Below are 26,844 nucleotides of genomic sequence, written 5' to 3' on the forward strand. Positions count from 1 at the left end.
ACGAAAAGACTAAACAGCATAAGTTCCAACCAATTTTATCCTAGACGGATGCATTGGTCCATTAATTCGACTTTCTTTCCTGAATCAATCGCCAATCCACGAATCCTTCCTGCAAGCCTTTCAACAAAATTTCCGCCGTTCCCATATTGGTTGCAAGCGGGATATTGTAAACATCGCACAAACGGATAAGCGCTGTACAATCAGGCTCATGAGGCTGCGCTGTCAATGGATCACGGAAGAAAAACACCATATCCATATCGTTGTTGGCAATCATTGCTCCCATCTGTTGGTCGCCGCCTAAAGGGCCGGAACGAAAACAAGTAACGGAAAGCCCTGCCTCTTCAATAATGCGGCGGCCTGTCGTTCCTGTTGCATACAAATCATGTTGCTGCAATATTTCTTTATATGCAATGGCAAACTCAACAAGACTATCTTTTTTGCTATCGTGGGCAATTAATGCGATTTTCATTTTCATAAGCATTCATCCATTCTTTTTATAGAATATTTTCCATACCATAAACCAATTGTTCCAGTTCCATTACTTTTTTGACACAGTAGACAATGCCATCCATAAATGATTCCCGGTTGAAGGAGTCATGGCGAATCGTCAACAATTGTCCGTTTCCGCCAAAAATGACTTCCTGGTGGGCCACCAATCCCGGAAGACGGACGGAGTGGATGCGCATCCCTTCAAAATCCGCCCCTCTCGCACCAGCCATCGTTTCTTCTTCCAATGGATGTCCCTGCTTCCGTTCTTCCCGGACTTCCGCAATCATTTGTGCCGTTTTCTTTGCCGTACCGGATGGGGCATCCAGTTTGCGGTCATGATGCAATTCAATGATTTCCACATTTGGCAAATATTTTGCAGCCTCTTTTGCAAATTTCATCATTAACACCGCACCAATGGCAAAATTCGGTGCGATGATGCAACCCGTTTTTTGCTCTTGTGCAAGCTGCGTCAATTCTTCCAATTGTTCATCCGTAAAGCCTGTGGTTCCGACAACCGGGCGAACCTGGTGCAAAAGGGAAACCTTGACATGATCATATACAGCATGAGGACTTGTTAAGTCAATTAATACATCCGGTTTTGTTTCTTCTATTAATTGGGATAAGTCCAAATAAATCGGAACATCTAAATCAGCTGGAAACATCTCAAGTTCCGCGAGGCTTTCCCCGACATGTTTGTAGTCAAGCGCCGCCACCAGCTCTATTCCCTCTTGACCTACAACGGTTTTAACGGCTTCTTTTCCCATTTTTCCTCTGCATCCTGCAATTGCTACTCTTATTGTCATTGTGATTCGTCCTTTCGTTTCATCCATGTTTATTCCATTTTCTCATATGAATGTATATTGTATTTCAATTGGAAATCATACTAATTAAAATGCAACCAACCCGTTCGACAAATTGGGCAAAATCTTTACCATTTATCAAACTTTGGTTCAAAATTCCCTTTTAACCATCGTAATGAAAAGGGAAGGAGTTGTCAAAAGCAGAAAAATAAAACATAATAAAACATGCAATCTAGCCTAATTGTCCTTGGAATAAGGAGGTCGTATTTTGAAGGATATAAAAATACAGCAAATCATTGGAATTATTATCGGAACAGCGATATACAGTTTCGGATTTGTTCATTTCAATATGCTCAACAAGTTGGGAGAAGGCGGATTTAGTGGAATTTCCTTAATTTTATACTTTACATTCAACTTAGATCCAGCCATTACAAATATTGTATTGAATATTCCAATATTTATTTTAGGTTGGAAATTGCTTGGGCGTAAAGAGTTTTTCTACTCAATTTTAGGGATTTTGAGCGTATCGGTATTCTTGAAAATATTTCAAACATACCAGTTTCCGCTGGATTTGAAGAATGATTTATTGCTTGCTTCATTATTTGCGGGGGTATTCGTCGGCGTCGGTTTGGGAATCATTTTCCGATGTGGCGGTACTACCGGAGGAGTCGATATCATTGCCCGTCTTGCCCACAAATATGTTGGCTGGAGCATGGGAAAAACGATGTTCCTGTTCGATACATTTGTACTTATCGCCTCATGGCTCACTTATTTAAGTTCCATTACGATGATGTATACGCTGGTGGCTGTATTCGTCGGAGCCAGAGTGATTGATGTCGTGCAGGAAGGCGCATATGCGGCGAAAGGGGCATTCATTATTTCAAACGAGCCTGAAGAGATCGCAAGAACCGTTTCGGAAAAAATGGGTCGGGGCATCACCGTGTTTCATGCTTACGGCTATTATACAAAACAACATAAAGATGTTTTATACTGCATTGTAGGCAGAAATGAAATCGTTCAATTAAAATCCATCATCCGAAAAATCGACCCAAAAGCTTTCGTATCGATCATCGATGTGAAAGACGTCACCGGCGAAGGTTTCCGGATTGAAGAATAATCAAGAGGAAAATTCCTTTCCATTTAAATAACGGAATGAACGAAAATCGGATCATTCTTTCTTTGAGCCGGCGGGCTGTCTGGAAGAACATTCAGACAGCCTTTGAATTTTAAACAATCTATTTTAATGATTCTCCTCCATTTCGATTGCATTATTCTCCTCATTCACTGAATCCGAATCTTCAATTTCTGAAATTCTGAATCCATCATAAACATCTTCTTCATCATTTACGATAAAATGCAAGGATAATTTAAATGAGTAGATGGCAAGAATCAAAAGAATCACAAAAGTGAGCAAACCGAATAACAACATTTTAGGATAATCGATTTTCATGCGATCCCTCCCCATTTATCCGGATTTGCTATATCTTATTAATAAATAGGAAGGGTTATTAACATATTCCGGGATCATTTGAAATTTTTATTACAAGTTTCACTTTTTATTGAGCAGCCCAATGGAACCGGTGCGAGCAAATATAATCGAGTAGGAGGGAGCGATTAACTCCCGTCCTCTCACACCACCGTACGTACGGTTCCGTATACGGCGGTTCAATTAAGATCATTGACGCAAGTTTTTATAACTTCCGTGAATAGCTGTTCTCTTTATGCCAGTGGTCACTCCACCCTCCAAGAGGTCTCCCACGGGATTCACCGCTTCCTTCCTCAAGTGAGGTACTACGTTTTCTGTGTTCATCATGACTCACTGAATGCCAAGGGCTATTCTCTCTTCATTGTTCGGTCCTTCTTAGTAGTTCTAAACCAACTAATACTATGACCTCTGCTGACTTCTGACGGTTCAGCTACTTATCACTAAGTAGGTTATGAAGAGTATTTCACCTATCCGCCAGACCTCCCCGGGTAAGAATGTAATCTTTCCTTCCATCTATCTGCTTCATTTACTCTGTACCACCTTTGGCAGAAAGGACTTTGTTTTGTTTAGCAAACTCATCCAATGATACCTAGCCTTATATGAAGTTCGTGTTCCTCAGACCGGAAGTTTGCCGCTCGCTTCCTTCAGATTCCGCGTCACCACGGACACCCTTGCGTTAAGCTAACTGTTACTTCTGCCTTCACAGTTCGGGACTTACACCCTATAGATTACACCCATGCCAGGCGCACTAAAAAAAGCGGATTGGAATCGACCAATCCGCTCTTTTTGCAATGATCCGCCATAAAATTAATCTTCATCAGAACTCATATTTGTAAACACCAAAATTAATCGCAACAATTCAAGGATGGCCACCGCTGCTGCTGCCACATATGTCAATGCCGCCGCGCTTAACACTTTTCTTGCACCGGGTTCTTCATGATTGTTGATGATTCCCAACTGAACAACTTCATTCATTGCCCGCTTGGAAGCATCAAATTCCACTGGCAATGTCACCACCTGGAACAAGACGCCGGCAGCAAGCAGGATTATACCCAATAGAAGCATGTTCGTACTTTGCGCAATGATCCCAATCATTACAAAAATCCAAGATAAGTTGGATGAGAAATTGGCAACAGGAACAAGTTTTGAACGCATGACCAAAAATGAGTAGGATTCCTGGTGTTGCACAGCGTGTCCACATTCATGGGCCGCAACAGCAATGGCTGCCAAAGAATCGTTGTAATAGTTCCCTTCCGATAATGCCACTGTTTTCGTCATTGGATTGTAATGGTCGGATAAAATGCCTTGTGTTGGAACAACGCGGACATCATATAGTCCATGGCTGTCCAAAATCATTCGCGCCACTTGCGCCCCGGTCAATCCTTTTGAAGCGGCAACTTGAGAATAACGATTATAAGTGCGTTTCACTTTCAATTGAGCATAAATCGGCAATAATAAAATGATTACAAAATATAGAATGTACATCCTGGTGTCTTAGTTCCCCTTTCCTTATTTTCCTAATATTTATTCTAAATATTTATCATATTTTATGCAAATAATCGCGCTTTTTAAAAGAATAATAGGAAATGCAGATACAGAGGATGGACAACCAAAAAGTGAAATAACCGATGTGATTTGCATATTGATATAAGCTGCTATATGTCGGCATCTGACCGTATACATAGTCGATTACATCATTATGTAAAGTCCAGATTGCAGCGATGATGATATGCCCGAGGGTAAAACGGTATTTTGGGATATATAAAATTCCTTCAACCGCCATCATAAAATGGGAAAAAACCAGCATCCATCCAGCCAATCCAATTGATCCGATCTCCATCAATGTTAGTATATTCATCACAACTGCCCATATACCGTATTTCACCAATGTAATGAGGGCAAGGGCTTCCAACAATTTGAAGTTTGTCCCCAACAACCAGCCGATGATGGCAAAACAGAAAAATAAGCTGGCCGTCGGACTGTCTGGCACAAAAAGCAAAAATTGCGGGGCTGTTCTTGAAAGTTGAGGCATATACCAAATGTATCCGTAAATGGTGCCTAAAAAATTGATGATAAACAACATGGTTAATATAGATCGGTGTTGAAGTAAATACATCATTTGCGGCAATAAACTTTTCATTCTGTTTCTCCTTTTGCAAAAAACCGGAATATCGGATTCCTTTTTTTCATAAGTAATATTACCAAATATGAGTGTAGAATGTGAACTTTTTCAGAATTTTATGTATTTGATCAAATTGCATAAAAAAGGAGCCAGCTTAAAAAACTAGCCCCTACAATAAAAAAGATTATTCCTCTTTAAGACTTGCAATAAATTCTGCTAAAATTTGTGCTTCTTCGTCTGTACCAGAGAATTGACCACCTGGCATTGCACCACGACCATTTTTGATGATTTCAAGAACTTCATCAGCAGTCAATTCGTTACCTAATAACATAGGGTTTGTACCAACACCAGTCAAATCACCGCCGTGGCAGCCAACACAAGTTTGCTGAGATTGGAAGATTTGATAACCCTCAGAATTTTCATCGATTTCAATATCCGGGATTAATCCTAAATCTTTTGGTGTAATTTGACCTTGAGCTTTTGAAGCTTCCCAGTCATGGTGAGCGGCAGATTCCCAAGTCAAATAGAACATTGAAGCTACTACCAATAACATAATTGCAACAGGAATTGGCCGTTTTGACGGACGACGCTCAGGACCTTTATCCAACCAAGGCATTAATAATAATGACAAGACAGCTAATCCTGGAATTACAATTGCACCGATAACGTTGTAGTCACCAGAAGCAAATGAATATTTCAATAATTGGTATAAGAATAAGAAATACCAGTCTGGTAATGGAATGTAAGATGTATCTGTTGGATCAGCCGGACGCTCTAATGGTGAAGGATGAGCGACCGTTAAAATTAAATAACCGATAAGAAAAACAGCACCAACCATCCATTCTTTCAATAAGAAGTCTGGCCAAAAGGCTTCTGTTTTCCCTGGATACTCGGAATAGTCTTTCGGCTTGTTCGGCATTTTGTTTGACGCTTTAATACGGGAGTCGCCGACGAATTTCATTCCTTTTCCGCGATGCATGTTGTCCCCTCCTTTTGAACTATCGAATCAAAACCAACAATCATAGTGGTCCTGAAATACCTTGACGACGAATCATGATAAAGTGCACTGCAAGCAAGATAAACAATACTGCAGGTAAGAAGAATACGTGAATTGCAAAGAAACGCGTTAACGTTTGGGCACCGATGATGGATGCGTCACCAGCAAGCAAGATTTTAATTAATTCACCAATAAATGGAACAGAACCTGCAATTTCAAGACCTACTTTAGTGGCGAATACCGCTTTCATATCCCAAGGAAGCAGGTATCCTGTAAATCCAAGACCTAACATTACACAGAAAATCAAAACACCTACGATCCAGTTTAGTTCACGAGGTTTCTTATAGGAACCTGTGAAGAACACACGAAGCGTATGTAAGAACATCATTACGATTACCAATGATGCTCCCCAGTGGTGCATACCGCGCACGATCTCACCGAATGCCACTTCGTTTTGCAAGTAGTATACGGATTTCCATGCATTTTCGATATCCGGCACATAGTACATTGTCAAGAACATACCGGATAAAATTTGGATCACTGTAATGAAGAATGTAAGTCCTCCGAAACAGTATACGAATGCAGAGAAGTGATGTGCAGGGTTAACGTGCTCAGGCACTTCGTGGTCGGCAATATCACGCCAAATTGGGGTGATATCCAAACGCTCATCGACCCAATCATATAATTTGTTTAGCACTTGTGTTGTACCCCCTAACTAATTAAGCTAATGTGTTTGGTATTTTCTTCCCAAGCATTAAATAACCATCTTTTTCAGATACTTCATACTGATCTAACGGACCTGTTGGTGGTGTACCTGGAATGTTTTTACCAGTTTTTTCATAACGTCCACCATGGCAAGCACAGAAGTATTCGTTTTTGTGTTCGCCGCCTTCCCAGTTTACCGTACAACCTAAGTGTTTACATACTGGTGAAAGCGCTATAATTTTGTCGCCTTCTTTGTAAACCCAAGCCATTTCGGAAACTTCAGACTTATACCAAGCGTCTACTTGTTCGTAAGAGAAGTCAACACGTACTGGTACATCTGTCAAGTCAGCAACTTTTTGGCTAGTAAGTATGAAATCGCCTTCAGCTTTCACCTGCAAAGCCGGATCAATTGCAAAACGAACCATTGGCATTAAAATACCTGCCGCCATAAATCCACCAACACCAGTTAAAGTGTAGTTAAGAAATTGACGTCTTGAAACCTTTTTGTTACTCATCCTTTTCCCCCCTCTAACTTAAGGTCAGTCCAACAGACATAGTTACTTATAATTAATAATAGTATAAACTAGGACATATCTATGATATATCAATAAAATGGGCAGGTCAATAATGCATTATATTGGATTTCTATAGATTGTGAACAATTCTTGAAGGAATTGTTAATGTTGCGACCACTTTGATGACAGCACCGGAAGCACCTGTTTTAATTGTTCTTCCAATATCCGTTTTTTCACATCCTTATCCATCGATTCGATCGGAATCGCAGGCAGCCATATCACGTCTATCACATCCTGTAACTTTGTCCAAAAATGATCGCATGTGATAAAGATGACATGCTTGAAACCCCCTTCTTGAATATTCTTTTTCAAAGTTTGGACAAGCTTCTCGTCTTTCATATCCTCGGTGTAGGAATATGGAGGAATCAACATCAAGCGGCCTTTGAACTGTTGCTCAATAAAGGAAGTCAATGCCATTAAAAACTCCGCTTCCGAACTGCTTTTGACAATTTTATCCTCCGCAAAATCCAAAGATACCAGCGGAACGATTGCCGTATCAATAAATTCTTTGTTCTGTTGATATTGTTGTACATCTTTTACCTGAAAATACATTATTTTTTCCTCCAAAGACACATTTTTTCATCATTACTCAATATTATACCCCACTCCGTTGGAAAAAGATGCTGAAAATAAAAAATCCAGTCGAAAAGAGTATCTCTTTCGACTGAATTTCGCTAGTGTTTTGAAGTTTCTTTCAAAGCCTGCAACAGATTCGAAAGTTCCAAGAACTTTTCTTTATCTCCTTGGTCGAGTGCTTCATCGATTTCTCTTAACAGTTTCTCTTCCTGGAATGTCAGCATGCTCGTATTGAGAATTTCTTCCGCGATCAACCGGTCTTTTTCATTGATATTCAAATATTTTGGCATATATGGGTTTTCCTCTAAGACAGCCAAATACAGCTGGTTTGGCGGCACATTCGGAAAATTCAGCTGAATGTACATGTCTTCGTTTGGATAGAGCCTCAAATCATGAAAGGATTTTTCGGCATCACTCGTCATAATATTGCCCTTATAGAATCGGAACGGCACACCATTGGAATCAACACTCGACATCACAATTGCCCTAGGACAATAATGAGCTTCTTCGACGAAATGAATATTTTCAAGCAACTCATCGTTGCTCAGCAGATAATTTAATATCCAGACACATTCCCGCCGCTTCAATTGGAAGTTTTTCAGAAACCAGCGAACAAAGTTCTTTTTGTCGACGATTGGTACGGAAGAAGTCATGAATGTCCCTCCCCTATTCTAAACTCTCAAGTAAATCTACCCATTCAACTTCTGTCGGTTGTAATTGGATCAAGCGCTGAACCATTTCCCGTGCCTCATCGCGCTTTCCGTCTTCAATGAGGAAATAACAATAGTTTTCTAGAAAAGAAGGATCATCTTTTAATTCATTATATGCTGATTTATAAATTTCGTATGCTCGCTCGTACTGTTCATTTTTTGCATATGCATCCGCAACAAATGGGAATAAAGAAATCCATTCAAATTGTTCTTTTTGCAGGCTTTCATACAATTCAATAATATCGTCGTACCTCTCCATCTGATGGTAGACGGACATCAGCACCAAGATGGCTTCCATGTATTCCGGATCCAACGCGACGGCCTTTTGCAAATGGCCGATTGCTTCTTCAGGAAGTTTATTTTTCAACGCGATTTTTCCGGCAAATAAGTAGAAGGATTTTTCAAATTCATCCCGTTTGATTCCTTCTATTATAATGCTGTACGCTTTTTGATTATCCTCAAGCATCGCATAGCATTGGGCAAGCAACAAGTAGCTGCTGAAATAATCCGGATCCAGTTCTTTCAAATCTTCCAGCTGTCTGATGGCTGTTTCATATTTTTCGCACTGGAACGCGCAGTAGGCACTCCCGTATAGCAAATCGGCGGTCACTTTTTCTTCCAATGCTTCCATGTAATAATCCAGCGCCGTTTCATATCCTCCCCCTGCGCGGTATACTTCCGCCAGTCTTTCCGCAAGCAGTACCCCTGCGATTTCTTTCTGTTGTTTATGCAGCTCTTCATAAATGCGTGCCGCTTCTGTAAAACGCCCCATTTCAACAAGCAATTCCGCTTTGGCAAACCGGATCAGCGGTTCGTCAGGGAGGATTTCCAACGCTTCGTTAATGCGTTTTTCCGCCACTTCATATAATCCTTGCATTTGATAATAATCCGCCAAAATGAGTAAACTCTGAGGATATTCCGGTGCGCTTTCATCGATTGTCAACAATAGATCAAGGGCATCTTCTTCTTCCCCCAATTCGATGAGCACCGAAGCATAATCGATTGCAATCTGCGCCTCGTCTGGGAAAAGGAAACGCAAATGTTCCAGTACTTTTTTCGCTTGTGGCAGATACCCGTATTGTAATAACAATTCGTAAATTCCATATTGCACTTCCGGAGTTTCCTTTAAAAATAGCGATTCCAACAATGTATCGACACGGTCGATTTCGCCGCCTTCGATTGCCTGGATGATGTCCTGTGTAATGATATTCAATTCTCTCACCTTTGCTTTCTTTTTCTACCATTATGCTACAAAACCATATTTCACTAGACAAGAAAAAAGGTTCATCTTCAAAGCGATGAACCTTTTATTCCCCGTTACTTTAATAATAAATCAAGATGTTCGAAAAATGTTGGATATGAAATCGCAATACAATCGGCATCGTCAATTTCAACCGGCGATTCGGTAATGAGTGAAGCGATTGCCGCCATCATGCCTATGCGGTGATCGCCATAAGTGGACAATTTGGCGCCTTTTAAGCTTGTTGGACCGTTGATGATCATGCCGTCCTCCGTAGCCGTAATATCCGCGCCAAGTTTTTTCAACTCGGTCACGACTGCTTCAATGCGGTCGGTTTCCTTTACTCTCAACTCTTCCGCATTGCGGATAATCGTTGTTCCTTCCGCTTGCGTTGCGAGAAGTGCAATGATCGGAATTTCGTCGATCAGCCGAGGGATGATTTCCCCTTCAATTGTTGTTCCTTTTAAATGGGAAGTGCGCACCGTGAGGGTAGCTGTCGGTTCGGCCGCATCCGATTTTTCCTGAGCAATCGTCAAATCGGCACCCATTTGTTGCATCACTTCAATGATGCCGGCCCTCGTCGGATTGATGCCCACATTTTTCAAAATCACTTCACTGTTTGGAACAATCGCGCCAGCCACTAAGAAAAAGGCGGCGGAGGAAATGTCGCCTGGCACATCAATGTGAGTTCCTTTCAATTGCTGGCCACCTTCAATGGAGATGACCCCATCTTTCACTTCAATGTTTGCCCCGAATTGTTTCAGCATGCGTTCGGTATGGTCGCGGGAAACTTCCTTTTCCCTTACAATCGTTGTTCCTTCCGCTTGAAGGCCTGCAAGAAGAATTGCCGATTTTACTTGCGCGCTCGCAACAGGCATTGTATAATCGATCGCCTTTAATTTTGTTCCTTGAATGGCAAGAGGCGTATATTGTCCCCCTTCCCGGCCATTGATCAGCGCTCCCATTTGTTTCAAAGGCTTTGTGACGCGCCCCATTGGACGTTTTCCGATGGAAGCATCGCCTGTCATCACACTATGAAAATTGGTGCCGGCTAAAATGCCAAGCATCAATCTTGTCGTCGTTCCGGAGTTGCCGGTATATAAAACTTCCTTTGGTTCTTGCCAACCTTCCATTCCAGGGCTGTTAATTTCGACATTTGTGCCATCCACTTGAATATCAACGCCCAATTTGCGGAAACAATCGATTGTACTTAAGCAATCTTCTCCTGGCAGAAAACCGGTGACCGTCGTTTTTCCTTTTGCAATCGCGCCAAACATGACCGCGCGGTGGGAAATGGATTTATCCCCCGGCACCGTCAGGATTCCTTCCAGACGAGGTTTGTTATATGCCAATACTTTTGCAGTCAATTTGATTTCCCCCTTTCCACATACGAGTTAAGAGACATGCATTTCAAAGTTCGTATGTGAACGAATGCAATTCATCGCTTTCTCCCGATCTTTTTCGTTTTGGAAACTGATGACTAAAATACCGAAGACATCTTCTCTCGTTTCCACCACTCGAATATTCGTAATACTGATTTTTTCTTCTGCCAAATAACCCGTGATTTCCGAAATGACACCATGGTAGTCCGGAATATCCACATATAAATCGTATGTAGTATAGAATGCTCCGGTGGAAATAGGCAATGCATCCCGTACATCTTTTGCCGTTTTAAAATATTCTTCGATGGACGCATCATCATTTTCCATCAAAATTTTCTTTACCCTCTGCATTTCATCGATCCAGGCATCCATTTGCCCGATGAGTTCTTCCCGGTTTTGCAATGTAATATCCCGCCAAATCATCGGGTTGGATGAAGCGATCCGGGTAATGTCGCGGAACCCCCCGGCAGCCAGCATGCCAGTCATCGGATATTTTTTATTTTCTTCATGCAATTGATGAACAAGGGAAGCGGCTACAATATGAGGAAAATGGCTTACCACCGCCGTCATATGATCATGTTCTTCCGCACTCAGTTTTACCAATCTGGCCAATGTATATTTCAGCAGCTGTTGTAAAGCGATAATTTTATTTCCATCTTCATCTTCAAACGGAGTCAATATATAATAAGCATTTTCAAATAGGTATGGTTTGGCGGCGGTAATTCCGCTCTTATGGGAACCCGCCATCGGATGTCCGCCGATAAAGGTGATCCCTTGCGCGCGCAGTTCCTCCGCCTTTTTCATGATTAATCCTTTTGTGCTGCCCGTATCAGAAATGATGACATTCTTTTTCAATTCCCAATGCTTCAACTCTTCCATCCATTGAAGGGTGGCATTGACCGGCGTTCCAAAAAAAATGAAATCCGCTTTTTTTGCCGCTTCCTCCACATCGTCCGAAACTTCGTGCACAATATTCAACGTGTTGGCCAGTTCTCTCGTCTTTTCGGATATATCATAGCCAACCACTTTTGTTTGGGGGGATTTCTGCAAAGCCAATGCCAGCGATCCCCCAATCAATCCTAAACCAATGACTAATACGTTGCGGGTCATGCCAATACTCCCTGCTCCTTCAATACTTCTTCAAGAGTTGATAAGAATCGGCGGTTTTGATCTTCTGTGCCGAAGGAAACCCTGATGTATCCAGGTGTGCCCAAGGCATTTCCGCTGCGAACAATAAAGCCGCGTTTCATCATTTCTTGGAAGATGACATCACTGTCTGTTTTCACTTCAAATAAAATAAAGTTTGTTTGTGTAGGATAGTATTTTAGTCCATGCTTATTGCAAAACTCGACAAACAGCTGTTTTCCATTTTCGTTTTGCTCCACTGACTCTTTAATGAATTGTTGGTCCTGTAATGCGACAATGGCCACTTTTTGGCTCAACACCGTGTTGTTGAAAGGAGCGCGCACCGGATCCAATTTGGCAATCAAATCCGCTTGGGCGATGGCATAACCTACGCGGAATGCGGCCAAACCGTACGCTTTCGAAAATGTGCGCATAATAATGACGTTTGGATATTCATTAATGTAATGAAGCGTATCTTTATAAGAAGGATCTGTAATATATTCGAAATAGGCTTCATCCAATACAACCAGCACATCTTGAGGCACTTTCTTCAAAAATGCGTTTAATTCTTCGTCCGCAACAATTGTGCCGGTCGGGTTGTTCGGATTGCAGACCCATACAATGGAAGTGTTTTCGTCAATGGCTTCCAACATTTTTTCCAAATCATGCTTGCCATCTTTCAACGGCACTTTCCGAACTTCCGCCCCTTCAATTTCCGCATTGTGGCTATATTGGGAGAAAGATGGATCCGCCATTACCGTATTGACGCCAGGGTAGAGCAGCGCCCGTGAAATAATGGCGATGATGTCATCCGAACCGTTTCCGAACAGCAATTGTGTTTCTTCCACCCCAAGATGGTTGCTCACAGCTGTGCGAAGTTCTTGGGCATAACCGTCCGGATAGATGGCAAAATTGATACCGTTATTTTGGATGAACTCTTTCACTTTTGGTGAGCAGCCAAAAGGGTTTTCGTTAGAAGCCAGTTTCACCACTTCTTTTAAACCAAATTCTTTTTGAACTTCTTCGATAGGTTTACCTGGTTGGTATGCTTTCATTCCATAAATTTGTTTTTTGAATTTCATGATGAACGCTCCTTCTTATCGATTTTCATTCACTAAATCCGGTCTTAAGGTTACAGCATCATTTAAATAAACATGCTGAATGTCTTTTTGAGGCACTGTCGTATTGACGTGCATCAATACCCGGATACATAAAGGCAATGAGCCGGGCACATTCATTTCATGTGTGCACATCGTCGGCACATATTTCCAACCCTCAATGGAACGGACTGCCTTCGCTGGGAATGCGGAATTGATATCCGGTGTTGTTGTGACAATGACCGAAGCGATATCTTCTGGATCGATCTTGTTCACTCTTGCCATTTCCTTTACCAATCTCTCTGTTTCACTATAAATCAATTCGGGTGTATTAGATTCAATGGTGATTGCTCCACGTATGCCGCGAATCATTTGCATACCTCCTCCAGCAGACAGCGAAGTTCACTATCCACTTCCCGGCATTCCTTTTCTTCAATTTCTTTCACAAAAGGTTTTCCTATTTCTTGCAGTAAAACAAATTTCAATTTTCCATATTCTATCTTTTTATCTTTCATTAAATATTCATATAAATCTTCAAAAGAATAATTGTTTACTTGCTTCAACGGGTATTCGTTTTTAAAGGCGAACTTCACAAATTCCTTTGTGAATTCGCGGGAAATCCGACCGTATTTTTCGCTGAGGAGAAGGGCATACACCATTCCGATCATGACCGCTTCTCCATGTGCGAGACCTCCATAGCCTGCCGCCGCTTCGATGGCATGGCCGTATGTATGGCCAAAGTTCAAAAACTTTCGGACCGAATGCTCGGTTTCATCCTGCTCGACAATGTTTGCCTTCACTTCGATGCCTGATTTCAAGTGTTTCGCCAACACAGGTTTTTCAATGTCCGTGATGGATGGTGTCTGCATCAGCTCTTTCAGCCACACTTCATCGGAAATCAGCGCATGTTTGATGACTTCCGCCATTCCTGAACGGATTTCTTTTGTCGGCAAACTGGATAAAAAGTTGATATCATATACGACCGCTTCCGGCTGATAGAATGCGCCGACCATGTTTTTGCCAAGAGGATGATTGATGGCCGTCTTTCCACCTACCGCCGAATCGTGGGCCAAAATCGTCGTCGGAATTTGAATATAAGGAATGCCGCGCATGAACGTAGCGGCGGCAAATCCCGTCAAATCCCCGACAGCTCCCCCGCCAAAGGCAAACAGGAAGGATTTTCTTGAGCATTGATTCTCAATTAAAAAAGTGTGGGCATCTTCAAAATTTTTAAAACTTTTACACGCTTCCCCCCCTGGCATTACAAACACTTCAAAAGGATACGGAAAGTTTTCTGTAAAATATTGCTGTTGTGCCTGCCAAACATTCTCATCGGTAAATACAACGAGTTTATCCGCTTTTTCGATTTTCTCTTTTAAAGCATCGCAAGCGGAACGTAAAATTCCGCTTCCGATGAACACTTCGTAGGAATGGCTTTTTGCATTCACTGGAATTCGCATAATTAAAACTCCTTCGCCCATTTACGTACTTCTTCGATTTGCGCTTTCAATTGCGGCAATTGATCGCTATGGAACTGTTCAACAATCGCTTTGGCGATTTCCCATGCGATGACACATTCCGCAACAACGGAGGCAGCCGGCACCGCGCAAGCATCGGAACGTTCCACACTCGCTTTGAATGGTTCTTTCGTTTCAATATCCACACTTTCAAGAGGCTTGTAAAGGGTTGGAATTGGTTTCATGACACCGCGGACGATGATTGGCATTCCGGTAGACATGCCCCCTTCAACGCCCCCTAAACGATTTGTTCTGCGGCTGTAGCCGTGTTCTTCGTCCCAAATAATTTCATCATGCACTTCAGAACCTCTTTTGCGGGCCATTTCAAAACCGATGCCAAACTCCACGCCTTTGAAAGCATTGATGGAAATCATGGCTTGGGCCAATTTGGCATCCAATTTCCGGTCATAATGAACGTAAGACCCAACGCCCGGCGGCATCCCTTCCACAATCACTTCCACAACACCGCCGATGGAATCCCCATCTTTTTTCGCTTCATCGATTGCCTGAACCATTTTCGCTGAAGCTTCCGGATCCACCGTATAGCAAGGATCTTCTTCGACCATTTTACGAATTTCTTCAGCGGTTTTTCCCGCAATTTTTGATGTATCCGCTTTGATTCCGTAAATTTCAGTCACATAACCGACAACGGAAATGCCCAATTCTTTTAATAACGCTTTGGCAACGGATCCGATAGCAACCCGGACAGTTGTTTCTCTTGCGCTGGAACGTTCCAGCACATTGCGCAAATCCCTGTGACCATATTTGATTCCGCCCACCAAATCCGCATGTCCAGGGCGCGGCCTTGTAATTTGGCGCTTGATTTCTGCAGGATCCACATCTTCGGGAAGGGGTTCGATTCCCATAATTTTTGTCCAATGTTTCCAGTCATCATTTTTGACAACCAACGCTACGGGGGAACCTAATGTTTTCCCATGCCGGATGCCGCCTACAATTTCAACTGTGTCCTTTTCGATTTGCATGCGGCGGCCTCGGCCGTGCCCCCCCTGGCGTCGTTTTAAGTCATAATTGATTTGTTCTGCAGTGATCGGCAAAAGGGATGGCAACCCTTCAATAATCGTCGTTAATTGAGGACCGTGGGATTCCCCCGCAGTTAAATATCTCATCAAACACTTTCTCCCTTCAACTCGTTAAAGTATGTATTCTTTAATATAACATAACAGTAATTAAAAAACATGATGAATCGAACAAATTGTATAAAATGACGTTCGAATAAAAGATAATACGCTTTTCGCACAATGTCGAAAAGCGCCCTTTTCACCCTCATTTTTTCCGATAAAAGAACGTATCTTCCACTTCAAAACCATAACGGGCAGGATTGAAAATTTGTTCCGTCGATCCTACAAACAAAATGCCTCCTGGCCGCAAAGAATTGCTGAATTCTTTATAGATATGATCCTTTGCTTCTTCAGTGAAATAAATCATGACATTGCGACAAACAATTAGATCAAAATTTTTATCATATGGGTCACTTAACAAATTGTGCTTTTTAAAAGTTACCGTATTTTTTATTTCATCTTTTACCCTGTAAAATTGGCCTTCCTGAATAAAGTATTTCGATTTGACGTTCGGAGGGACTTCCGCCAAAGAACGCTCAGGATAAACCCCCCGCTTCGCTTTTTGAAGGCAATTTACATCTATATCCGTTGCCAATATTTGAATATAAGATAAAGGCACATGTTGGGAAAGCACCATGGCAATTGTATAAGGTTCTTCCCCCGTCGAGCATGCCGCGCTCCATATTTTCAAGCGCTTATTTTTTTCCAGCAGTTTGGGGAAAATTTTATTTTGAAGGACTTCCCAACGTTTTGAATTTCGATAAAATTCAGAAACATTTATCGTCATCCGATCCAGGAATTCGTTTAATAAATCTCTGTCTTTTTCAACCCCACGCAAAAAATCCACGAAATTGTTGTACCCTTTTTTTTCATAAAGTGAGGTTAATCGACGTTTCATTTGCGCTTCTTTATACAGCGACAAATCGATTCCGGTCAATCTCTTTATTCCTTGAACAAACAGTTCATAGTCATTCATGATTATCGATCCCCTCTAATGACGTACACCTATTATATACAAAATTTTTCTTTTCTGAAATATATAAAAAAATCAAAAAGTGAATTTCCAACGGTGAAAATAATCTTTAACTTATGTTGAATAACACAAACCTTTTTATATCAACTTCATATTAAATGGAAAAGAAGTATAAATAAAAAGCTATCCCGACAGCGAGAGGATTGCTGTGGAATAGCTTAAAGCAACAGAAATAAACGTGGATGATTAAACTAGTTCATCATTAAACCATAATTTGATTTCACGTTCAGCTGATGACGGTGAATCGGAACCGTGAATAACGTTTTCGGAAATTGTCACTGCATAATCACCGCGGATTGTACCTGGTTGAGCTTCTTCAGGTTTCGTAGCTCCCATCATCACGCGAGCCAATTTAATGATATTTTCGCCTTCCCAAACCATTGCAAATACCGGTCCGGAAGTGATGAAGTCAACCAATTCGTTAAAGAATGGCTTCTCTTTATGTTCTTCATAATGTTTTTCAGCCAATTCACGTGGAACATTCATTAATTTAGCTCCGCGCAATACAAATCCACGACGTTCAAAACGGTCGATAATATCTCCGATTACTTGGCGTTTTACACCATCAGGTTTTACCATAAGAAATGTTTTTTCAATTGCCATGTCCTAACAACTCCTTAATTCTCCAAAATAAGGTTTTTGCTCACCGCTAAATATTAACAAATTCAAGCTCAACCTTCAACTATCAATATGGGGTGGGGAATAAATTTTTAAAATTTGCGTTTTCCAATAAATAATGCGATTTCTTTCAGTTTTTTCTTTGCCGGATTATCAGGCAAATTCTCAACTTCTTTCATCGCTTTTTTCAAATAGCGGTCGCTTATTTCCAGCGCTTTTTTGATGGAATCCGATTTGCGGACGATTTGAAGCATTTCCAGCCGTTCCGCTTCCGTGACCTTCCCTTTGGAAGCCCGCTCAATAAATCGGGTGATTTTCGGATGATCTTTCATAAGCAAAATCGGCAACGTAATGTTTCCTTGCAATAAATCGCTGCCTGCCGGTTTGCCCAGCTGCTTATCCGTCGATATGAAATCCAGCACGTCATCCACGATCTGATAACTCATGCCGACATAATAGCCGAATCTTTTTAATCGCTGTGTATTCAAAGGATCCACATTTGCGACAACCGCTCCCACTTCACAGCTCGATTCTATGAGGATGGCGGTTTTTCGTTTAATGCGGCGGAAATAGTCCTTCAAATTTTGGTTCGTACGATATTTATCTTCAATTTGGATAATTTCTCCATTGCATATTTCCACCATTGTTCTGGCCAGTATTTGATGCGCCTTCGGGTCTTCGATATGGGATACATATTGGATGGCCCGTCCAAAAATAAAGTTTCCCGTGAGCATTGCGACCCGGTTATTCCACTGGGAACGGACGGTTGGACGCCCCCGTCTCATGTCGGAATGGTCAATGACATCATCGTGAACAAGGGAACCCATATGGATCAATTCAAGAGGCACAGCAGCGTACTTCATTCGTTCAATATTATATTGACCAAATTTTGCACTCATTAAAACAAAAAGTGGGCGAATTCTTTTACCGCCCGCACGTAATAGATGGAGAGAGGCGTCGTTTAATACATGCGACGTTGAGTTGAGAGCTTTTTCCAATTCTGCTTCGATGATATCTATATCCGGTTTGAAATCGGAATAGAGCATTTTTAATTTCATCTTTTCCACTCGTTAACCTCTCCCTAAATTCCTTTTTTGTATCCCATGTGCATTGCTGCCGCACCACCGCTATAGCTTTTATATGTGACATTGACAAATCCGGCTTCTTTAAACATTTGGGCCAGTTTTTTCATGCCAGGGAAAGCGCTCGCAGATTCTTGCAGCCACGAATATTCTTCATAACTCTTCGCAAAAATTTTTCCGAATAGCGGCATGATGTATCGAAAATAGAAACGGAACAATTGTTTATAAACCGGAATTTCCGGCTGTGATGTATCCAAACAAACGACCATTCCGCCAGGCTTTAATACGCGATGCATCTCTCTTAATACTTGCATATAATCCGGAACATTCCGTAATCCGAATCCAATCGTAACATAGTCGAAAGTATTATCTTCGAATGGGAGTTCCATCGCATTGCCATGGATCAGCTCCACTTGAGGATAAGGTTTCACCTTTTCCTCTCCAATTTTCAACATATTTTTACTAAAATCGAGTCCTATTACAACGCCGCTTTCCCCTGTCGCCTTTGCCAGCGCAATCGTCCAATCGGCTGTACCGCAACATACATCCAGACATTTCGAACCTGGCTTGACTTTCATTCGTTTCATAATATCTTTACGCCATCTGACATGAAGATTGAAACTGATCACCGAATTCATTTTATCGTAATTTTGATAAATTTTTTCAAAGACTTCATGGACACGTTGCTCTTTGGATTTTGCCATTTTTTTCATTACCTTTCTTAACTCTCTCTAATCAACCGTTCTGCAATGTATTGTTTCAATTCAGCTTTCATAGAAGAGGTACGTAACAATTCTCGCAATTGGTCAACAAGCACTTCGATTCTATGTTGAAGATACTTTTCGAAATTTAAAGAATCATCAGGTCCAACGCTTTCCTTCATTTTTTGTAAAAAACGTGAGCTATTACCTTTTCTATAGTTTAATAGTTCATTTTGCAATCGAAGAATCAATAAATTGTTCTGCATAATCTTTGAATATTGATTGAAATTGTATATTTGGTAAAACCTGTTAATACATTCTGATTCGATTACAGATAAGCTGTCAAACCAATCGTCGATGGCATAATTGGTCGGTTCATATACCCGCACTTCATGTTCCGATCTGATTATAACGCTTTCAGAAAGTTGACGGATTAATGAAATATTACCGGATTTAGCTAAGATTTCATAATAACGACCACTGTAATAATCGCCAGAAAGCACTGTCAGCTGCTGCTGTTTCGTTGTTGCATCATACTCGTCGACAAGATTATGTTTTGCAAGGGATGCCTGTACTATACCAACCGTAATCACCCCTTGATATATGTCATCATCCCAAGCTTCCCCATCAAAAAACGGCAACAGCAAGTAAAATAATTGATTTTCATCCACCAATGGATTCCCAGTATATTTCACCAATGTTTTATGTTCCACATTTCGATATATATCATTTTTCAATTGTTCAATATGCTTTTCAATGTATGATATATCCATAGGTATTACTCCATTCCACATTCAGGCACTGTCTCCTGCACTTATTACAGTCGTCATACAAAACTGGTTACTTTTTTGATTGGCTTTCAATGATGCCGTGGGCTGTATAAATTTTCGCCTTTCCCCGTATCTTCATGGCGGAAGTATGTTCAGTAAATTGAGCGATCATTACTTCCCCGGCATCCAATTTTTCGGAATGATGAAATTTTGTATCTTCACCACGGGTTAAACCAATTACATGTACGCCATCTTCTTCGGCTTCAATTACGACATAATCGGATTGGTTCATACTTCTCCCTCACATCTCTTTTTCTTTGTTATCATAACATAAACTGGTATGTTAATTAAGACATTTGAATAAATGAAATTACTTCTTGGCGTTTTACAGCATCTTCTTCATAAATTCCCCTTGCGCAAGAAGTGACCGTTTTTGTCCCGGGTTTTTTTAATCCCCTCATCGTCATGCACATATGCTCCGCTTCAATCATGACAAAAACGCCCAGGGGCTCCAATTTTTCCATTAAAATATCCGCAATGGTCGTTGTAATCCGTTCTTGCAATTGAGGTCGATGACTGACCGATTCCACCAATCGTCCTATTTTACTTAAACCTGCCACCCGTCCTTGTTGGGGTATGTATGCAACATGAGCTTTTCCGTAAAATGGAACTAAATGATGTTCACACATTGAATAAAATGGAATATCTTTTACAAGAACAACTTCATCGTGATTTTCATGAAAGACCGTTTCAAACAGACTTCTCGGATCCTCATTCAAACCTTTGAACATTTCTTCATACATTTTTGAAACCCGTTTGGGCGTATCAATGAGTCCTTCACGATTAACGTCTTCTCCTACGGCCTCCAGAATCATTTTTACAGCTTCTTCTATTTTTTTTAAATCAACATTCGACATAAATGTTCCTCCTAAATCGACAAAACACAACACTGTCAAATTGAATCGTAGCACATACAGACGTGAATCGCAAAAGGCTTTTATAAAATTTGAATTTTTTGATGAGTTTTCTTGATCCGGATGTTAAAATTGATTTATCGTTTATTAATATTATAATTAATATGTAAAAAGAGCAGTCATCATATTCATGACGACTGCTCTATGTAATTTTAAAGAAGCTTTTTATTTTACAGCTTCTTTAAGTGCTTTACCTGGTTTGAAAGCTGGAACTTTGCTTGCAGCGATTTCAATTTCTTCTCCTGTTTGTGGATTACGTCCTTTACGTGCAGCACGTTCACGAACTTCGAAGTTTCCAAAACCGATTAATTGCACTTTGTCACCCTTTGCAAGAGTGTCTTGAATTATATCGAATACTGCATCTACTGCTTTAGAAGCATCTTTCTTGGAAAGACCCGCAGCTTCAGCAACAGAGTTCACTAATTCTGTTTTATTCATGCTATTCACCTCCTCTCAAAGGGTTAGAAAAGCTAAATCATGTAAAAAGAGTAACATATTGAAATACGCGGTGCAACTGTATTTATGCATGTTTGTCCAAGAAAAGTTGTATTTTTTAAACATTAGACAACGAAAAGGACTTTTCGTCTACTTGACAAAAAGTCCTTTATAACATTCCATTATTTTTATTATTTCACATTTTTTAAATAATAAACGTGATGAGTCCTTTTTCTCCTTCATTCACCATTCTTTCAATTGTTTGGCGCATTCTCTTCTTCGCGCTTGGCGGAACAGCATTCATCTTATAACGGATGCTTTCCGTCAACACTTCATGAAGGGGCGTGCCAAATAATGGAGTTTGCCATAATGCTTCGCGATCGTGCTTATAAGCATATTGCAGATCTTTTAGAAGCTGCTGGCTATGGAACTCCGATCCAATCAAAGGCGAGAATTCAGACTCCATATCGACGCGGATAATGTGGTATGAAGGGGCTTTCGCCTTCATCCGGACGCCGTAGAAATTATTTTGTTTGATAATTTCCGGCTCGCTCGGTTCAAACTCTTCCATTGTCGGAAGCGTTACGCCATAACCATTCACCGTCGCTTCTTCAATCGCCTCGCGGAAGCGTTTTTGGGCTTTTTTCGCCTCCTGTGCCTCTTTGATGAAGAGCAGCCAATCTTTTTTCGTGTCGATCGGTGCATCCAAAAATTCATTGCATACCGCTTTGTAAATTTCCGGTTTCAATGTAATGCGCACCGTAGCCACACCGATTCCGGCATCGACTTTTTCGATATCGCAACTTTCGATAAAATCGATGTCCCTTAATTCTTCCACCGCTTTATGAACATCCCGGATTTTTGTGACAGAATTAAGGACGTTTCCAACCGCATCCGAAAGTGTCGCATTGACATGATGGGAAGGTTCTAAAACGTCCAGCCAATCAGGCTTTTCCACTTCAATATCTTCCACAGGGAATTCATACAATGCTTCTTCGAGAATATATTCCATGTCATTGATCGACATTTGATCTATGGATGTGGCAATGACCGGCACATTGTATTTGGCGATCAATTCATTGCGCAATCTTTGCGTATTTTGGTTGTTCGGATATTGGCTGTTTAAAATGATGACAAATGGTTTACCGATTTCCTGCAGTTGTTCAACAATTTGTTCTTCCGCCACTTGCGCAGCTTCCCGGGCAATACCGTTCACTGTACCGTCTGTTGTTACAACTACCCCGATGTTGGCATGATCCCGAATCACCTTATCGGTTCCGATGCGTGCCGCTTCCTGGAACGGAATGGCTTCCGTATTCCACGGGGTGTGTACATATTTTGGACCGTTTTCATCTTCATACCCTTTTACCCCATCAATGACATAACCCACACAATCAGCAAAACGGATGCGGAAAGGTATATCATTTTCCCCAATACAAATTTCCGTTCCATGGGCAGGAACAAATTTCGGTTCCGCCGTCATAATGACAGGACCGGGTGAGCTTTGGGGCAGCTCGTCCAGCGCTCTTTTCCGCTCTTCTTCATCAACGATGTTCGGAAGCACAATGGACTCCATCATTCTTTTCACAAATGTGGATTTTCCAACTCTCACAGGCCCTACAACACCAATATATACATCGCCATTTGTTCTTTCCGCTATTTGTTGAAATATTTGTTCCCCTATTGTAGCTCCTCCTTTACGTACTTCAATCTATGAATTATATATCTAAAATATGAAAAACCTTGCACGAAAAGTCGTACAAGGCTAAAATTTTTTATTTTTTTGTTGGATCATACATAAAGACCGGTTCATTGTCCTCGTTTACCGTGTAAGGCAACGAATAGGCCGGCACAACAGGATAAGCTTCCACCAGGTACATACGGATATCTTCGCCCGGTTTTGGTTTGATGTCATGTTCTTTTAGGAATTGAGCCAAATCGATGGAATAATCCACATAGGCTTTACCTTCCGTAGATGCGACCAATGGCAAGTGGTTGTTCGAGTAAGGGCTCGGAACCGTCAGTTCTTTCGTATACCCCAATTTTTTGTAATCTATCGAATATACGTAGTCGGCAATTTGCTCTTTATACATCATGTATTTGGATGAGAGAAGACGCAGGTTCAGTTCTCTCAACGTCTCTGCAGACCGCAAATCTACCAATTTCACAGTAGGATTGTTTTCCGGATCCCAGATAATATATTGGAAAATGCCGCCTTTTTCATAAGAATTCCCAGGAACATTCGCCAAATATTTTGGCACCAGTTTGGAAAAATCGATCGGATATTTGATAAAGATATCTGTATCCATCTCTTTGTTTTTTATCGGCAATACGCCGGTTTCCGCTTTATATTGATCGACGGCATTCTGCACCGCAATGAGCTGGGCTTCGTCAGGGATTTGATTTTCCACCCGCTCTTCCTGAGGAAACAAACATCCGGATAATAAAAAGGATGTTAATAGCAACATTACCAAGAATATGGGTTTATTTTTCATCGATTTTCACTCCTGAGATTATGATGGCCATGTGAAGATTACTAAAACCATTAATAATGTTCCAATTAAAAAGATGATAAAAGCGATGATTCGAATGAAAAAGGACAACATCTCGTTTTTTACCCATTTGCGGGCTGCACTTAACATGAGAATGGAAATGATCATTGCCAGGATGGAATAAAAGGAAACCCACATGACGTCCATCGGGTGCATGTTCGCCAAAGGACCACGGGCCGCACCGAGCACCAGTTCATTTACATCCATCAGAAACAAGGGATTATTCATTGCGATTCCACCTTTCAAGAAGCAATATGTACACGCAGACACGTACATGCGTTCGTATATAATTCATATGAACGGGTACACTACTCAAACAATTTGAGGTGAATGGTACCCGCCCATAGGTTATCTGTTTTATTGCAAATAATCAATTTCTCTTTTCTTTAAACGGTGCATCAATTCATCTACCGCATCTTTCGGATCCTTGTTTTCAAACAACACTTGATAAAGTGCCGTTGTAATCGGCATGGAAACATCATATTTTTGCGCAAGTTGATAAGCGGCCTTTGTTGTGCGTACCCCTTCGACGACCATGCCCATGTTGTCCAGCACTTCATCCAGTTTCATTCCCTTGCCCAGCATGTTCCCGGCTTTCCAGTTGCGGGAATGGACGCTTGTACAAGTGACTATCAAGTCGCCCATGCCAGTCAATCCGGCAAAGGTGAAAGGATTGCCTCCCATTCGCACGCCTAAACGGGCTATTTCCGCAAGGCCGCGGGTAATTAATGCCGCTTTCGCATTATCCCCATAGTTCAGACCATCCGAAATCCCTGCCGCCAATGCGATGACGTTTTTCAGCGCTCCGCCGAGCTCCACACCGATGACATCCGTATTTGTGTAGACACGGAAATAATGATTCATAAACAAATCCTGTATTTTTTCGGCGGAACGGAGATTGGCGCATGCCGCCGTAATGGTTGTCGGATGATGCAACACCACTTCTTCCGCATGGCTGGGGCCGGAGAGCACCACAATATCTTCGACAACACGGGGATCGAGAGTCTCTTCCAAAATTTCAGAAATGCGCTTAAGCGTATCCGGCTCAATCCCTTTTGACACATGCACAATCAACACTTTTTTGTCCAAATAATTCATGACTTGTCCGGCCACTTCACGGATTGCCTTTGTCGGCACGGCAAAAACAAGGATCTCTCCGTGTTCCACCGCTGATTTTATGTCGCTTGTTGCCGTCAGTTTTTCCGGCAGCTGAATATTCGGCAGATATTTTTCGTTTGTATGCCGCTCGTTGATTTCATTCGCTTGATCCTCGCGATGGCTCCAAATCAACGTATCGTGGCCATTTTCCGTTAAAACCATAGCTAAAGCGGTTCCCCAAGAACCGGCTCCCAATACTGTCACTTTTTTCATCAATATCCCCCACTATTTTACTCACGGGCCCGTGGTATGATACGAATCGGTGTTCCCTCAAAATCAAAGGTTTCACGAATTCGGTTTTCCAAAAATCGAAGGTAAGAAAAATGCATGAGTTCCGGATCGTTGACAAAAGTTACAAATGTTGGCGGCTTCACGGAAACTTGCGTTGTGTAATAAATGCGCAAACGTTTTCCTTTCTCGGTAGGCGCAGGATTTCTTGCAATCGCATCTTCAATGACATCGTTCAAAATGGATGATTGGATGCGCATAGCATGATTCTCACTGACCCGTTTCACCAACGGCAATATTTGATTGAGCCGCTGCTTTGTTTTGGCGGAAACAAAGACGATCGGCGCATAGTCCAAAAATAAGAACTGATCCCGAATGGTTTGGGTATATTCATTCATGGTCTTTTCATTTTTCTCGATGGCATCCCATTTATTGACAACGATGATGATGCCTTTTCCCGCTTCATGGGCATACCCTGCAATTTTCTTATCCTGTTCCTGGATCCCTTCTTCCGCATTTAACACAACAAGCACCACGTCGGAACGTTCGATTGCTCTTAATGCCCTCAACACGGAATATTTTTCGGTGCTCTCATACACCTTGCCTTTTTTCCGCATTCCTGCCGTATCGATGATGACATAGTCTTGTCCATCATACGTATAAGGTGTATCGACTGCATCCCGGGTTGTACCGGCAATATCGCTTACAATCACTCTTTCTTCGCCTAAAATGGCGTTGACGAGCGAAGATTTCCCTACGTTCGGTCTTCCAATCAGTGAAAACTTAATGACATCATCCGCATAGTCATCTTCATACTCTTTCGGAAAATGCTTCGCACACTCATCCAATAAATCCCCAATTCCAAGTCCATGGGAACCGGAGATTGGAATCGGATCGCCGAATCCTAAGGAATAGAAATCATAAATCAATTCCCGCATATCCGGATTGTCGATTTTGTTTACGGCAAGAACGACCGGTTTATTCGTTTTATACAGCATTTTCGCTACTTGCTCATCCTGCAAAGTAACCCCTTCCCGGCCGTTTGTCATAAAGATGATGACATCGGCCTCTTCCATGGCAATCTGGGCTTGGGCGCGTATATGCTCCAATAGAGGTTCATCGCCCAAATCGATTCCCCCTGTATCAATAATGTTGAATTCATGATTCAACCATTCTGCCGAACTGTAGATGCGATCACGGGTTACTCCAGGAACATCTTCCACAATGGAAATTCTTTCCCCCACTATCCGATTAAAGATGGTGGATTTTCCTACATTTGGACGACCTACGATGGCGATTACTGGTTTTGTCATCTGTCCTTCATCCTTCCAAATTCTTATCTTCTGTATTATACACGAAATCTCATGGTTTATCATATTTTGACATATATGGA

The 26,844-nt window shown here is 41.6% G+C and carries 32 protein-coding genes; 1 reads left to right on the plus strand and 31 read right to left on the minus strand.

Features of this window, described 5'->3' with window-relative positions:
* Positions 1-61 precede the first annotated feature (61 nt).
* The gene (gene mgsA / locus NSS77_RS16215) at positions 62-469 is read right to left on the minus strand and encodes a methylglyoxal synthase (RefSeq protein WP_342471313.1); all 408 of its coding nucleotides are present in this window, start codon (positions 467-469) and stop codon (positions 62-64) included.
* A 25-nt stretch (positions 470-494) separates the two neighbouring features.
* A complete protein-coding gene (gene dapB / locus NSS77_RS16220; RefSeq protein ID WP_342469667.1) occupies positions 495-1,292 on the minus strand; it encodes a 4-hydroxy-tetrahydrodipicolinate reductase in 798 nt (265 codons plus the stop codon).
* 262 nt (positions 1,293-1,554) lie between these two features.
* Between dapB and NSS77_RS16225 the strand changes: the two genes are divergently transcribed.
* Positions 1,555-2,406 carry a YitT family protein gene (locus NSS77_RS16225; protein WP_342471314.1) on the plus strand — a complete coding sequence of 284 codons (852 nt, stop codon included), beginning with the start codon at positions 1,555-1,557 and terminating at the stop codon, positions 2,404-2,406.
* Between the two features lie 123 nt (positions 2,407-2,529).
* Here NSS77_RS16225 and NSS77_RS16230 read toward each other — a convergent pair whose 3' ends face one another.
* The 29 genes from NSS77_RS16230 to der form a co-directional block, all read right to left on the minus strand.
* The gene (locus NSS77_RS16230; protein WP_342469668.1) at positions 2,530-2,739 is read right to left on the minus strand and encodes a hypothetical protein; all 210 of its coding nucleotides are present in this window, start codon (positions 2,737-2,739) and stop codon (positions 2,530-2,532) included.
* A gap of 225 nt (positions 2,740-2,964) precedes the next feature.
* Complete coding sequence (locus tag NSS77_RS16235; protein WP_342468482.1) at positions 2,965-3,102, minus strand: hypothetical protein; 138 nt, start codon at positions 3,100-3,102, stop codon at positions 2,965-2,967.
* A 480-nt stretch (positions 3,103-3,582) separates the two neighbouring features.
* A complete protein-coding gene (locus NSS77_RS16240) occupies positions 3,583-4,260 on the minus strand; it encodes a zinc metallopeptidase (RefSeq protein ID WP_342469669.1) in 678 nt (225 codons plus the stop codon).
* A gap of 55 nt (positions 4,261-4,315) precedes the next feature.
* Positions 4,316-4,915 carry a DUF1405 domain-containing protein gene (locus NSS77_RS16245; RefSeq protein WP_342469670.1) on the minus strand — a complete coding sequence of 200 codons (600 nt, stop codon included), beginning with the start codon at positions 4,913-4,915 and terminating at the stop codon, positions 4,316-4,318.
* Positions 4,916-5,081: 166 nt separating this feature from the next.
* Complete coding sequence (locus NSS77_RS16250; protein ID WP_342469671.1) at positions 5,082-5,876, minus strand: c-type cytochrome; 795 nt, start codon at positions 5,874-5,876, stop codon at positions 5,082-5,084.
* 40 nt (positions 5,877-5,916) lie between these two features.
* Complete coding sequence (locus tag NSS77_RS16255; protein ID WP_342469672.1) at positions 5,917-6,591, minus strand: cytochrome b6; 675 nt, start codon at positions 6,589-6,591, stop codon at positions 5,917-5,919.
* A 22-nt stretch (positions 6,592-6,613) separates the two neighbouring features.
* Positions 6,614-7,114, minus strand: coding sequence for a ubiquinol-cytochrome c reductase iron-sulfur subunit (locus tag NSS77_RS16260; protein ID WP_342469673.1), 501 nt, complete (start codon positions 7,112-7,114; stop codon positions 6,614-6,616).
* 162 nt (positions 7,115-7,276) lie between these two features.
* The gene (locus tag NSS77_RS16265) at positions 7,277-7,726 is read right to left on the minus strand and encodes a YpiF family protein (RefSeq protein WP_342469674.1); all 450 of its coding nucleotides are present in this window, start codon (positions 7,724-7,726) and stop codon (positions 7,277-7,279) included.
* Positions 7,727-7,848: 122 nt separating this feature from the next.
* Entirely contained in the window at positions 7,849-8,403 is a 555-nt protein-coding gene (locus tag NSS77_RS16270) for a ReoY family proteolytic degradation factor (RefSeq protein WP_342469675.1), read from the minus strand.
* A gap of 13 nt (positions 8,404-8,416) precedes the next feature.
* Positions 8,417-9,673, minus strand: coding sequence for a tetratricopeptide repeat protein (locus NSS77_RS16275; protein ID WP_342469676.1), 1,257 nt, complete (start codon positions 9,671-9,673; stop codon positions 8,417-8,419).
* 104 nt (positions 9,674-9,777) lie between these two features.
* On the minus strand, positions 9,778-11,067 hold the full coding sequence (aroA, locus tag NSS77_RS16280) for a 3-phosphoshikimate 1-carboxyvinyltransferase (protein ID WP_342469677.1): 1,290 nt from the start codon (positions 11,065-11,067) through the stop codon (positions 9,778-9,780).
* Between the two features lie 27 nt (positions 11,068-11,094).
* Entirely contained in the window at positions 11,095-12,192 is a 1,098-nt protein-coding gene (locus NSS77_RS16285; RefSeq protein WP_342469678.1) for a prephenate dehydrogenase, read from the minus strand.
* On the minus strand, positions 12,189-13,289 hold the full coding sequence (gene hisC, locus NSS77_RS16290) for a histidinol-phosphate transaminase (protein ID WP_342469679.1): 1,101 nt from the start codon (positions 13,287-13,289) through the stop codon (positions 12,189-12,191). The genes NSS77_RS16285 and hisC overlap by 4 nt, the downstream gene beginning before the upstream one ends.
* 15 nt (positions 13,290-13,304) lie before the next feature.
* A complete protein-coding gene (gene aroH / locus NSS77_RS16295; protein ID WP_342469680.1) occupies positions 13,305-13,676 on the minus strand; it encodes a chorismate mutase in 372 nt (123 codons plus the stop codon).
* Positions 13,673-14,764, minus strand: a complete 1,092-nt coding sequence (aroB, locus tag NSS77_RS16300; protein ID WP_342469681.1) for a 3-dehydroquinate synthase — start codon at positions 14,762-14,764, stop codon at positions 13,673-13,675. The genes aroH and aroB overlap by 4 nt, the downstream gene beginning before the upstream one ends.
* Before the next feature lie 2 nt (positions 14,765-14,766).
* On the minus strand, positions 14,767-15,948 hold the full coding sequence (gene aroC / locus NSS77_RS16305; protein ID WP_342471315.1) for a chorismate synthase: 1,182 nt from the start codon (positions 15,946-15,948) through the stop codon (positions 14,767-14,769).
* Positions 15,949-16,105: 157 nt separating this feature from the next.
* Positions 16,106-16,876 carry a protein-glutamate O-methyltransferase CheR gene (locus tag NSS77_RS16310; RefSeq protein WP_342469682.1) on the minus strand — a complete coding sequence of 257 codons (771 nt, stop codon included), beginning with the start codon at positions 16,874-16,876 and terminating at the stop codon, positions 16,106-16,108.
* A 243-nt stretch (positions 16,877-17,119) separates the two neighbouring features.
* On the minus strand, positions 17,120-17,536 hold the full coding sequence (gene ndk, locus NSS77_RS16315) for a nucleoside-diphosphate kinase (RefSeq protein ID WP_342469683.1): 417 nt from the start codon (positions 17,534-17,536) through the stop codon (positions 17,120-17,122).
* Between the two features lie 107 nt (positions 17,537-17,643).
* Positions 17,644-18,618: a heptaprenyl diphosphate synthase component II gene (gene hepT, locus NSS77_RS16320; RefSeq protein WP_342469684.1), complete on the minus strand. Its 975-nt coding sequence runs from the start codon at positions 18,616-18,618 to the stop codon at positions 17,644-17,646.
* A gap of 14 nt (positions 18,619-18,632) precedes the next feature.
* Complete coding sequence (locus tag NSS77_RS16325; RefSeq protein WP_342469685.1) at positions 18,633-19,337, minus strand: demethylmenaquinone methyltransferase; 705 nt, start codon at positions 19,335-19,337, stop codon at positions 18,633-18,635.
* A 17-nt stretch (positions 19,338-19,354) separates the two neighbouring features.
* On the minus strand, positions 19,355-20,107 hold the full coding sequence (locus NSS77_RS16330) for a heptaprenyl diphosphate synthase component 1 (RefSeq protein ID WP_342469686.1): 753 nt from the start codon (positions 20,105-20,107) through the stop codon (positions 19,355-19,357).
* A gap of 67 nt (positions 20,108-20,174) precedes the next feature.
* Positions 20,175-20,396: a trp RNA-binding attenuation protein MtrB gene (mtrB, locus tag NSS77_RS16335; RefSeq protein WP_208649541.1), complete on the minus strand. Its 222-nt coding sequence runs from the start codon at positions 20,394-20,396 to the stop codon at positions 20,175-20,177.
* A 55-nt stretch (positions 20,397-20,451) separates the two neighbouring features.
* The gene (gene folE, locus NSS77_RS16340) at positions 20,452-21,021 is read right to left on the minus strand and encodes a GTP cyclohydrolase I FolE (RefSeq protein WP_342469687.1); all 570 of its coding nucleotides are present in this window, start codon (positions 21,019-21,021) and stop codon (positions 20,452-20,454) included.
* 222 nt (positions 21,022-21,243) lie between these two features.
* Positions 21,244-21,516, minus strand: coding sequence for an HU family DNA-binding protein (locus tag NSS77_RS16345; RefSeq protein ID WP_208649539.1), 273 nt, complete (start codon positions 21,514-21,516; stop codon positions 21,244-21,246).
* A 202-nt stretch (positions 21,517-21,718) separates the two neighbouring features.
* Complete coding sequence (gene spoIVA, locus NSS77_RS16350; protein ID WP_342471316.1) at positions 21,719-23,197, minus strand: stage IV sporulation protein A; 1,479 nt, start codon at positions 23,195-23,197, stop codon at positions 21,719-21,721.
* A 91-nt stretch (positions 23,198-23,288) separates the two neighbouring features.
* Positions 23,289-24,008, minus strand: a complete 720-nt coding sequence (locus NSS77_RS16355; RefSeq protein WP_342469688.1) for a hypothetical protein — start codon at positions 24,006-24,008, stop codon at positions 23,289-23,291.
* An 18-nt stretch (positions 24,009-24,026) separates the two neighbouring features.
* Positions 24,027-24,293: a DUF2768 domain-containing protein gene (locus tag NSS77_RS16360; RefSeq protein WP_342469689.1), complete on the minus strand. Its 267-nt coding sequence runs from the start codon at positions 24,291-24,293 to the stop codon at positions 24,027-24,029.
* Positions 24,294-24,422: 129 nt separating this feature from the next.
* Positions 24,423-25,436: an NAD(P)H-dependent glycerol-3-phosphate dehydrogenase gene (locus tag NSS77_RS16365; RefSeq protein WP_342469690.1), complete on the minus strand. Its 1,014-nt coding sequence runs from the start codon at positions 25,434-25,436 to the stop codon at positions 24,423-24,425.
* 17 nt (positions 25,437-25,453) lie between these two features.
* Positions 25,454-26,764: a ribosome biogenesis GTPase Der gene (gene der, locus NSS77_RS16370; RefSeq protein WP_342469691.1), complete on the minus strand. Its 1,311-nt coding sequence runs from the start codon at positions 26,762-26,764 to the stop codon at positions 25,454-25,456.
* Positions 26,765-26,844 lie beyond the last annotated feature (80 nt).

Source organism: Ureibacillus sp. FSL K6-3587 (assembly GCF_038593165.1).
Lineage (GTDB): Bacteria > Bacillota > Bacilli > Bacillales_A > Planococcaceae > Ureibacillus > Ureibacillus suwonensis.

What these genes read in the sequence shown, in the direction of transcription:
- mgsA (WP_342471313.1), bottom strand. Translation starts at nt 469, where the DNA reads ATGAAAATCGCATTAATTGCCCACGATAGCAAAAAAGATAGTCTTGTT.
- dapB (WP_342469667.1), bottom strand. Translation starts at nt 1,292, where the DNA reads ATGACAATAAGAGTAGCAATTGCAGGATGCAGAGGAAAAATGGGAAAA.
- NSS77_RS16230 (WP_342469668.1), bottom strand. Translation starts at nt 2,739, where the DNA reads ATGAAAATCGATTATCCTAAAATGTTGTTATTCGGTTTGCTCACTTTT.
- NSS77_RS16235 (WP_342468482.1), bottom strand. Translation starts at nt 3,102, where the DNA reads ATGATGAACACAGAAAACGTAGTACCTCACTTGAGGAAGGAAGCGGTG.
- NSS77_RS16240 (WP_342469669.1), bottom strand. Translation starts at nt 4,260, where the DNA reads ATGTACATTCTATATTTTGTAATCATTTTATTATTGCCGATTTATGCT.
- NSS77_RS16245 (WP_342469670.1), bottom strand. Translation starts at nt 4,915, where the DNA reads ATGAAAAGTTTATTGCCGCAAATGATGTATTTACTTCAACACCGATCT.
- NSS77_RS16250 (WP_342469671.1), bottom strand. Translation starts at nt 5,876, where the DNA reads ATGCATCGCGGAAAAGGAATGAAATTCGTCGGCGACTCCCGTATTAAA.
- NSS77_RS16260 (WP_342469673.1), bottom strand. Translation starts at nt 7,114, where the DNA reads ATGAGTAACAAAAAGGTTTCAAGACGTCAATTTCTTAACTACACTTTA.
- NSS77_RS16265 (WP_342469674.1), bottom strand. Translation starts at nt 7,726, where the DNA reads ATGTATTTTCAGGTAAAAGATGTACAACAATATCAACAGAACAAAGAA.
- NSS77_RS16270 (WP_342469675.1), bottom strand. Translation starts at nt 8,403, where the DNA reads ATGACTTCTTCCGTACCAATCGTCGACAAAAAGAACTTTGTTCGCTGG.
- NSS77_RS16285 (WP_342469678.1), bottom strand. Translation starts at nt 12,192, where the DNA reads ATGACCCGCAACGTATTAGTCATTGGTTTAGGATTGATTGGGGGATCG.
- hisC (WP_342469679.1), bottom strand. Translation starts at nt 13,289, where the DNA reads ATGAAATTCAAAAAACAAATTTATGGAATGAAAGCATACCAACCAGGT.
- aroH (WP_342469680.1), bottom strand. Translation starts at nt 13,676, where the DNA reads ATGATTCGCGGCATACGTGGAGCAATCACCATTGAATCTAATACACCC.
- aroB (WP_342469681.1), bottom strand. Translation starts at nt 14,764, where the DNA reads ATGCGAATTCCAGTGAATGCAAAAAGCCATTCCTACGAAGTGTTCATC.
- aroC (WP_342471315.1), bottom strand. Translation starts at nt 15,948, where the DNA reads ATGAGATATTTAACTGCGGGGGAATCCCACGGTCCTCAATTAACGACG.
- NSS77_RS16310 (WP_342469682.1), bottom strand. Translation starts at nt 16,876, where the DNA reads ATGAATGACTATGAACTGTTTGTTCAAGGAATAAAGAGATTGACCGGA.
- ndk (WP_342469683.1), bottom strand. Translation starts at nt 17,536, where the DNA reads ATGGCAATTGAAAAAACATTTCTTATGGTAAAACCTGATGGTGTAAAA.
- NSS77_RS16325 (WP_342469685.1), bottom strand. Translation starts at nt 19,337, where the DNA reads ATGGCAAAATCCAAAGAGCAACGTGTCCATGAAGTCTTTGAAAAAATT.
- NSS77_RS16330 (WP_342469686.1), bottom strand. Translation starts at nt 20,107, where the DNA reads ATGGATATATCATACATTGAAAAGCATATTGAACAATTGAAAAATGAT.
- mtrB (WP_208649541.1), bottom strand. Translation starts at nt 20,396, where the DNA reads ATGAACCAATCCGATTATGTCGTAATTGAAGCCGAAGAAGATGGCGTA.
- folE (WP_342469687.1), bottom strand. Translation starts at nt 21,021, where the DNA reads ATGTCGAATGTTGATTTAAAAAAAATAGAAGAAGCTGTAAAAATGATT.
- NSS77_RS16345 (WP_208649539.1), bottom strand. Translation starts at nt 21,516, where the DNA reads ATGAATAAAACAGAATTAGTGAACTCTGTTGCTGAAGCTGCGGGTCTT.
- NSS77_RS16355 (WP_342469688.1), bottom strand. Translation starts at nt 24,008, where the DNA reads ATGAAAAATAAACCCATATTCTTGGTAATGTTGCTATTAACATCCTTT.
- NSS77_RS16360 (WP_342469689.1), bottom strand. Translation starts at nt 24,293, where the DNA reads ATGAATAATCCCTTGTTTCTGATGGATGTAAATGAACTGGTGCTCGGT.
- NSS77_RS16365 (WP_342469690.1), bottom strand. Translation starts at nt 25,436, where the DNA reads ATGAAAAAAGTGACAGTATTGGGAGCCGGTTCTTGGGGAACCGCTTTA.
- der (WP_342469691.1), bottom strand. Translation starts at nt 26,764, where the DNA reads ATGACAAAACCAGTAATCGCCATCGTAGGTCGTCCAAATGTAGGAAAA.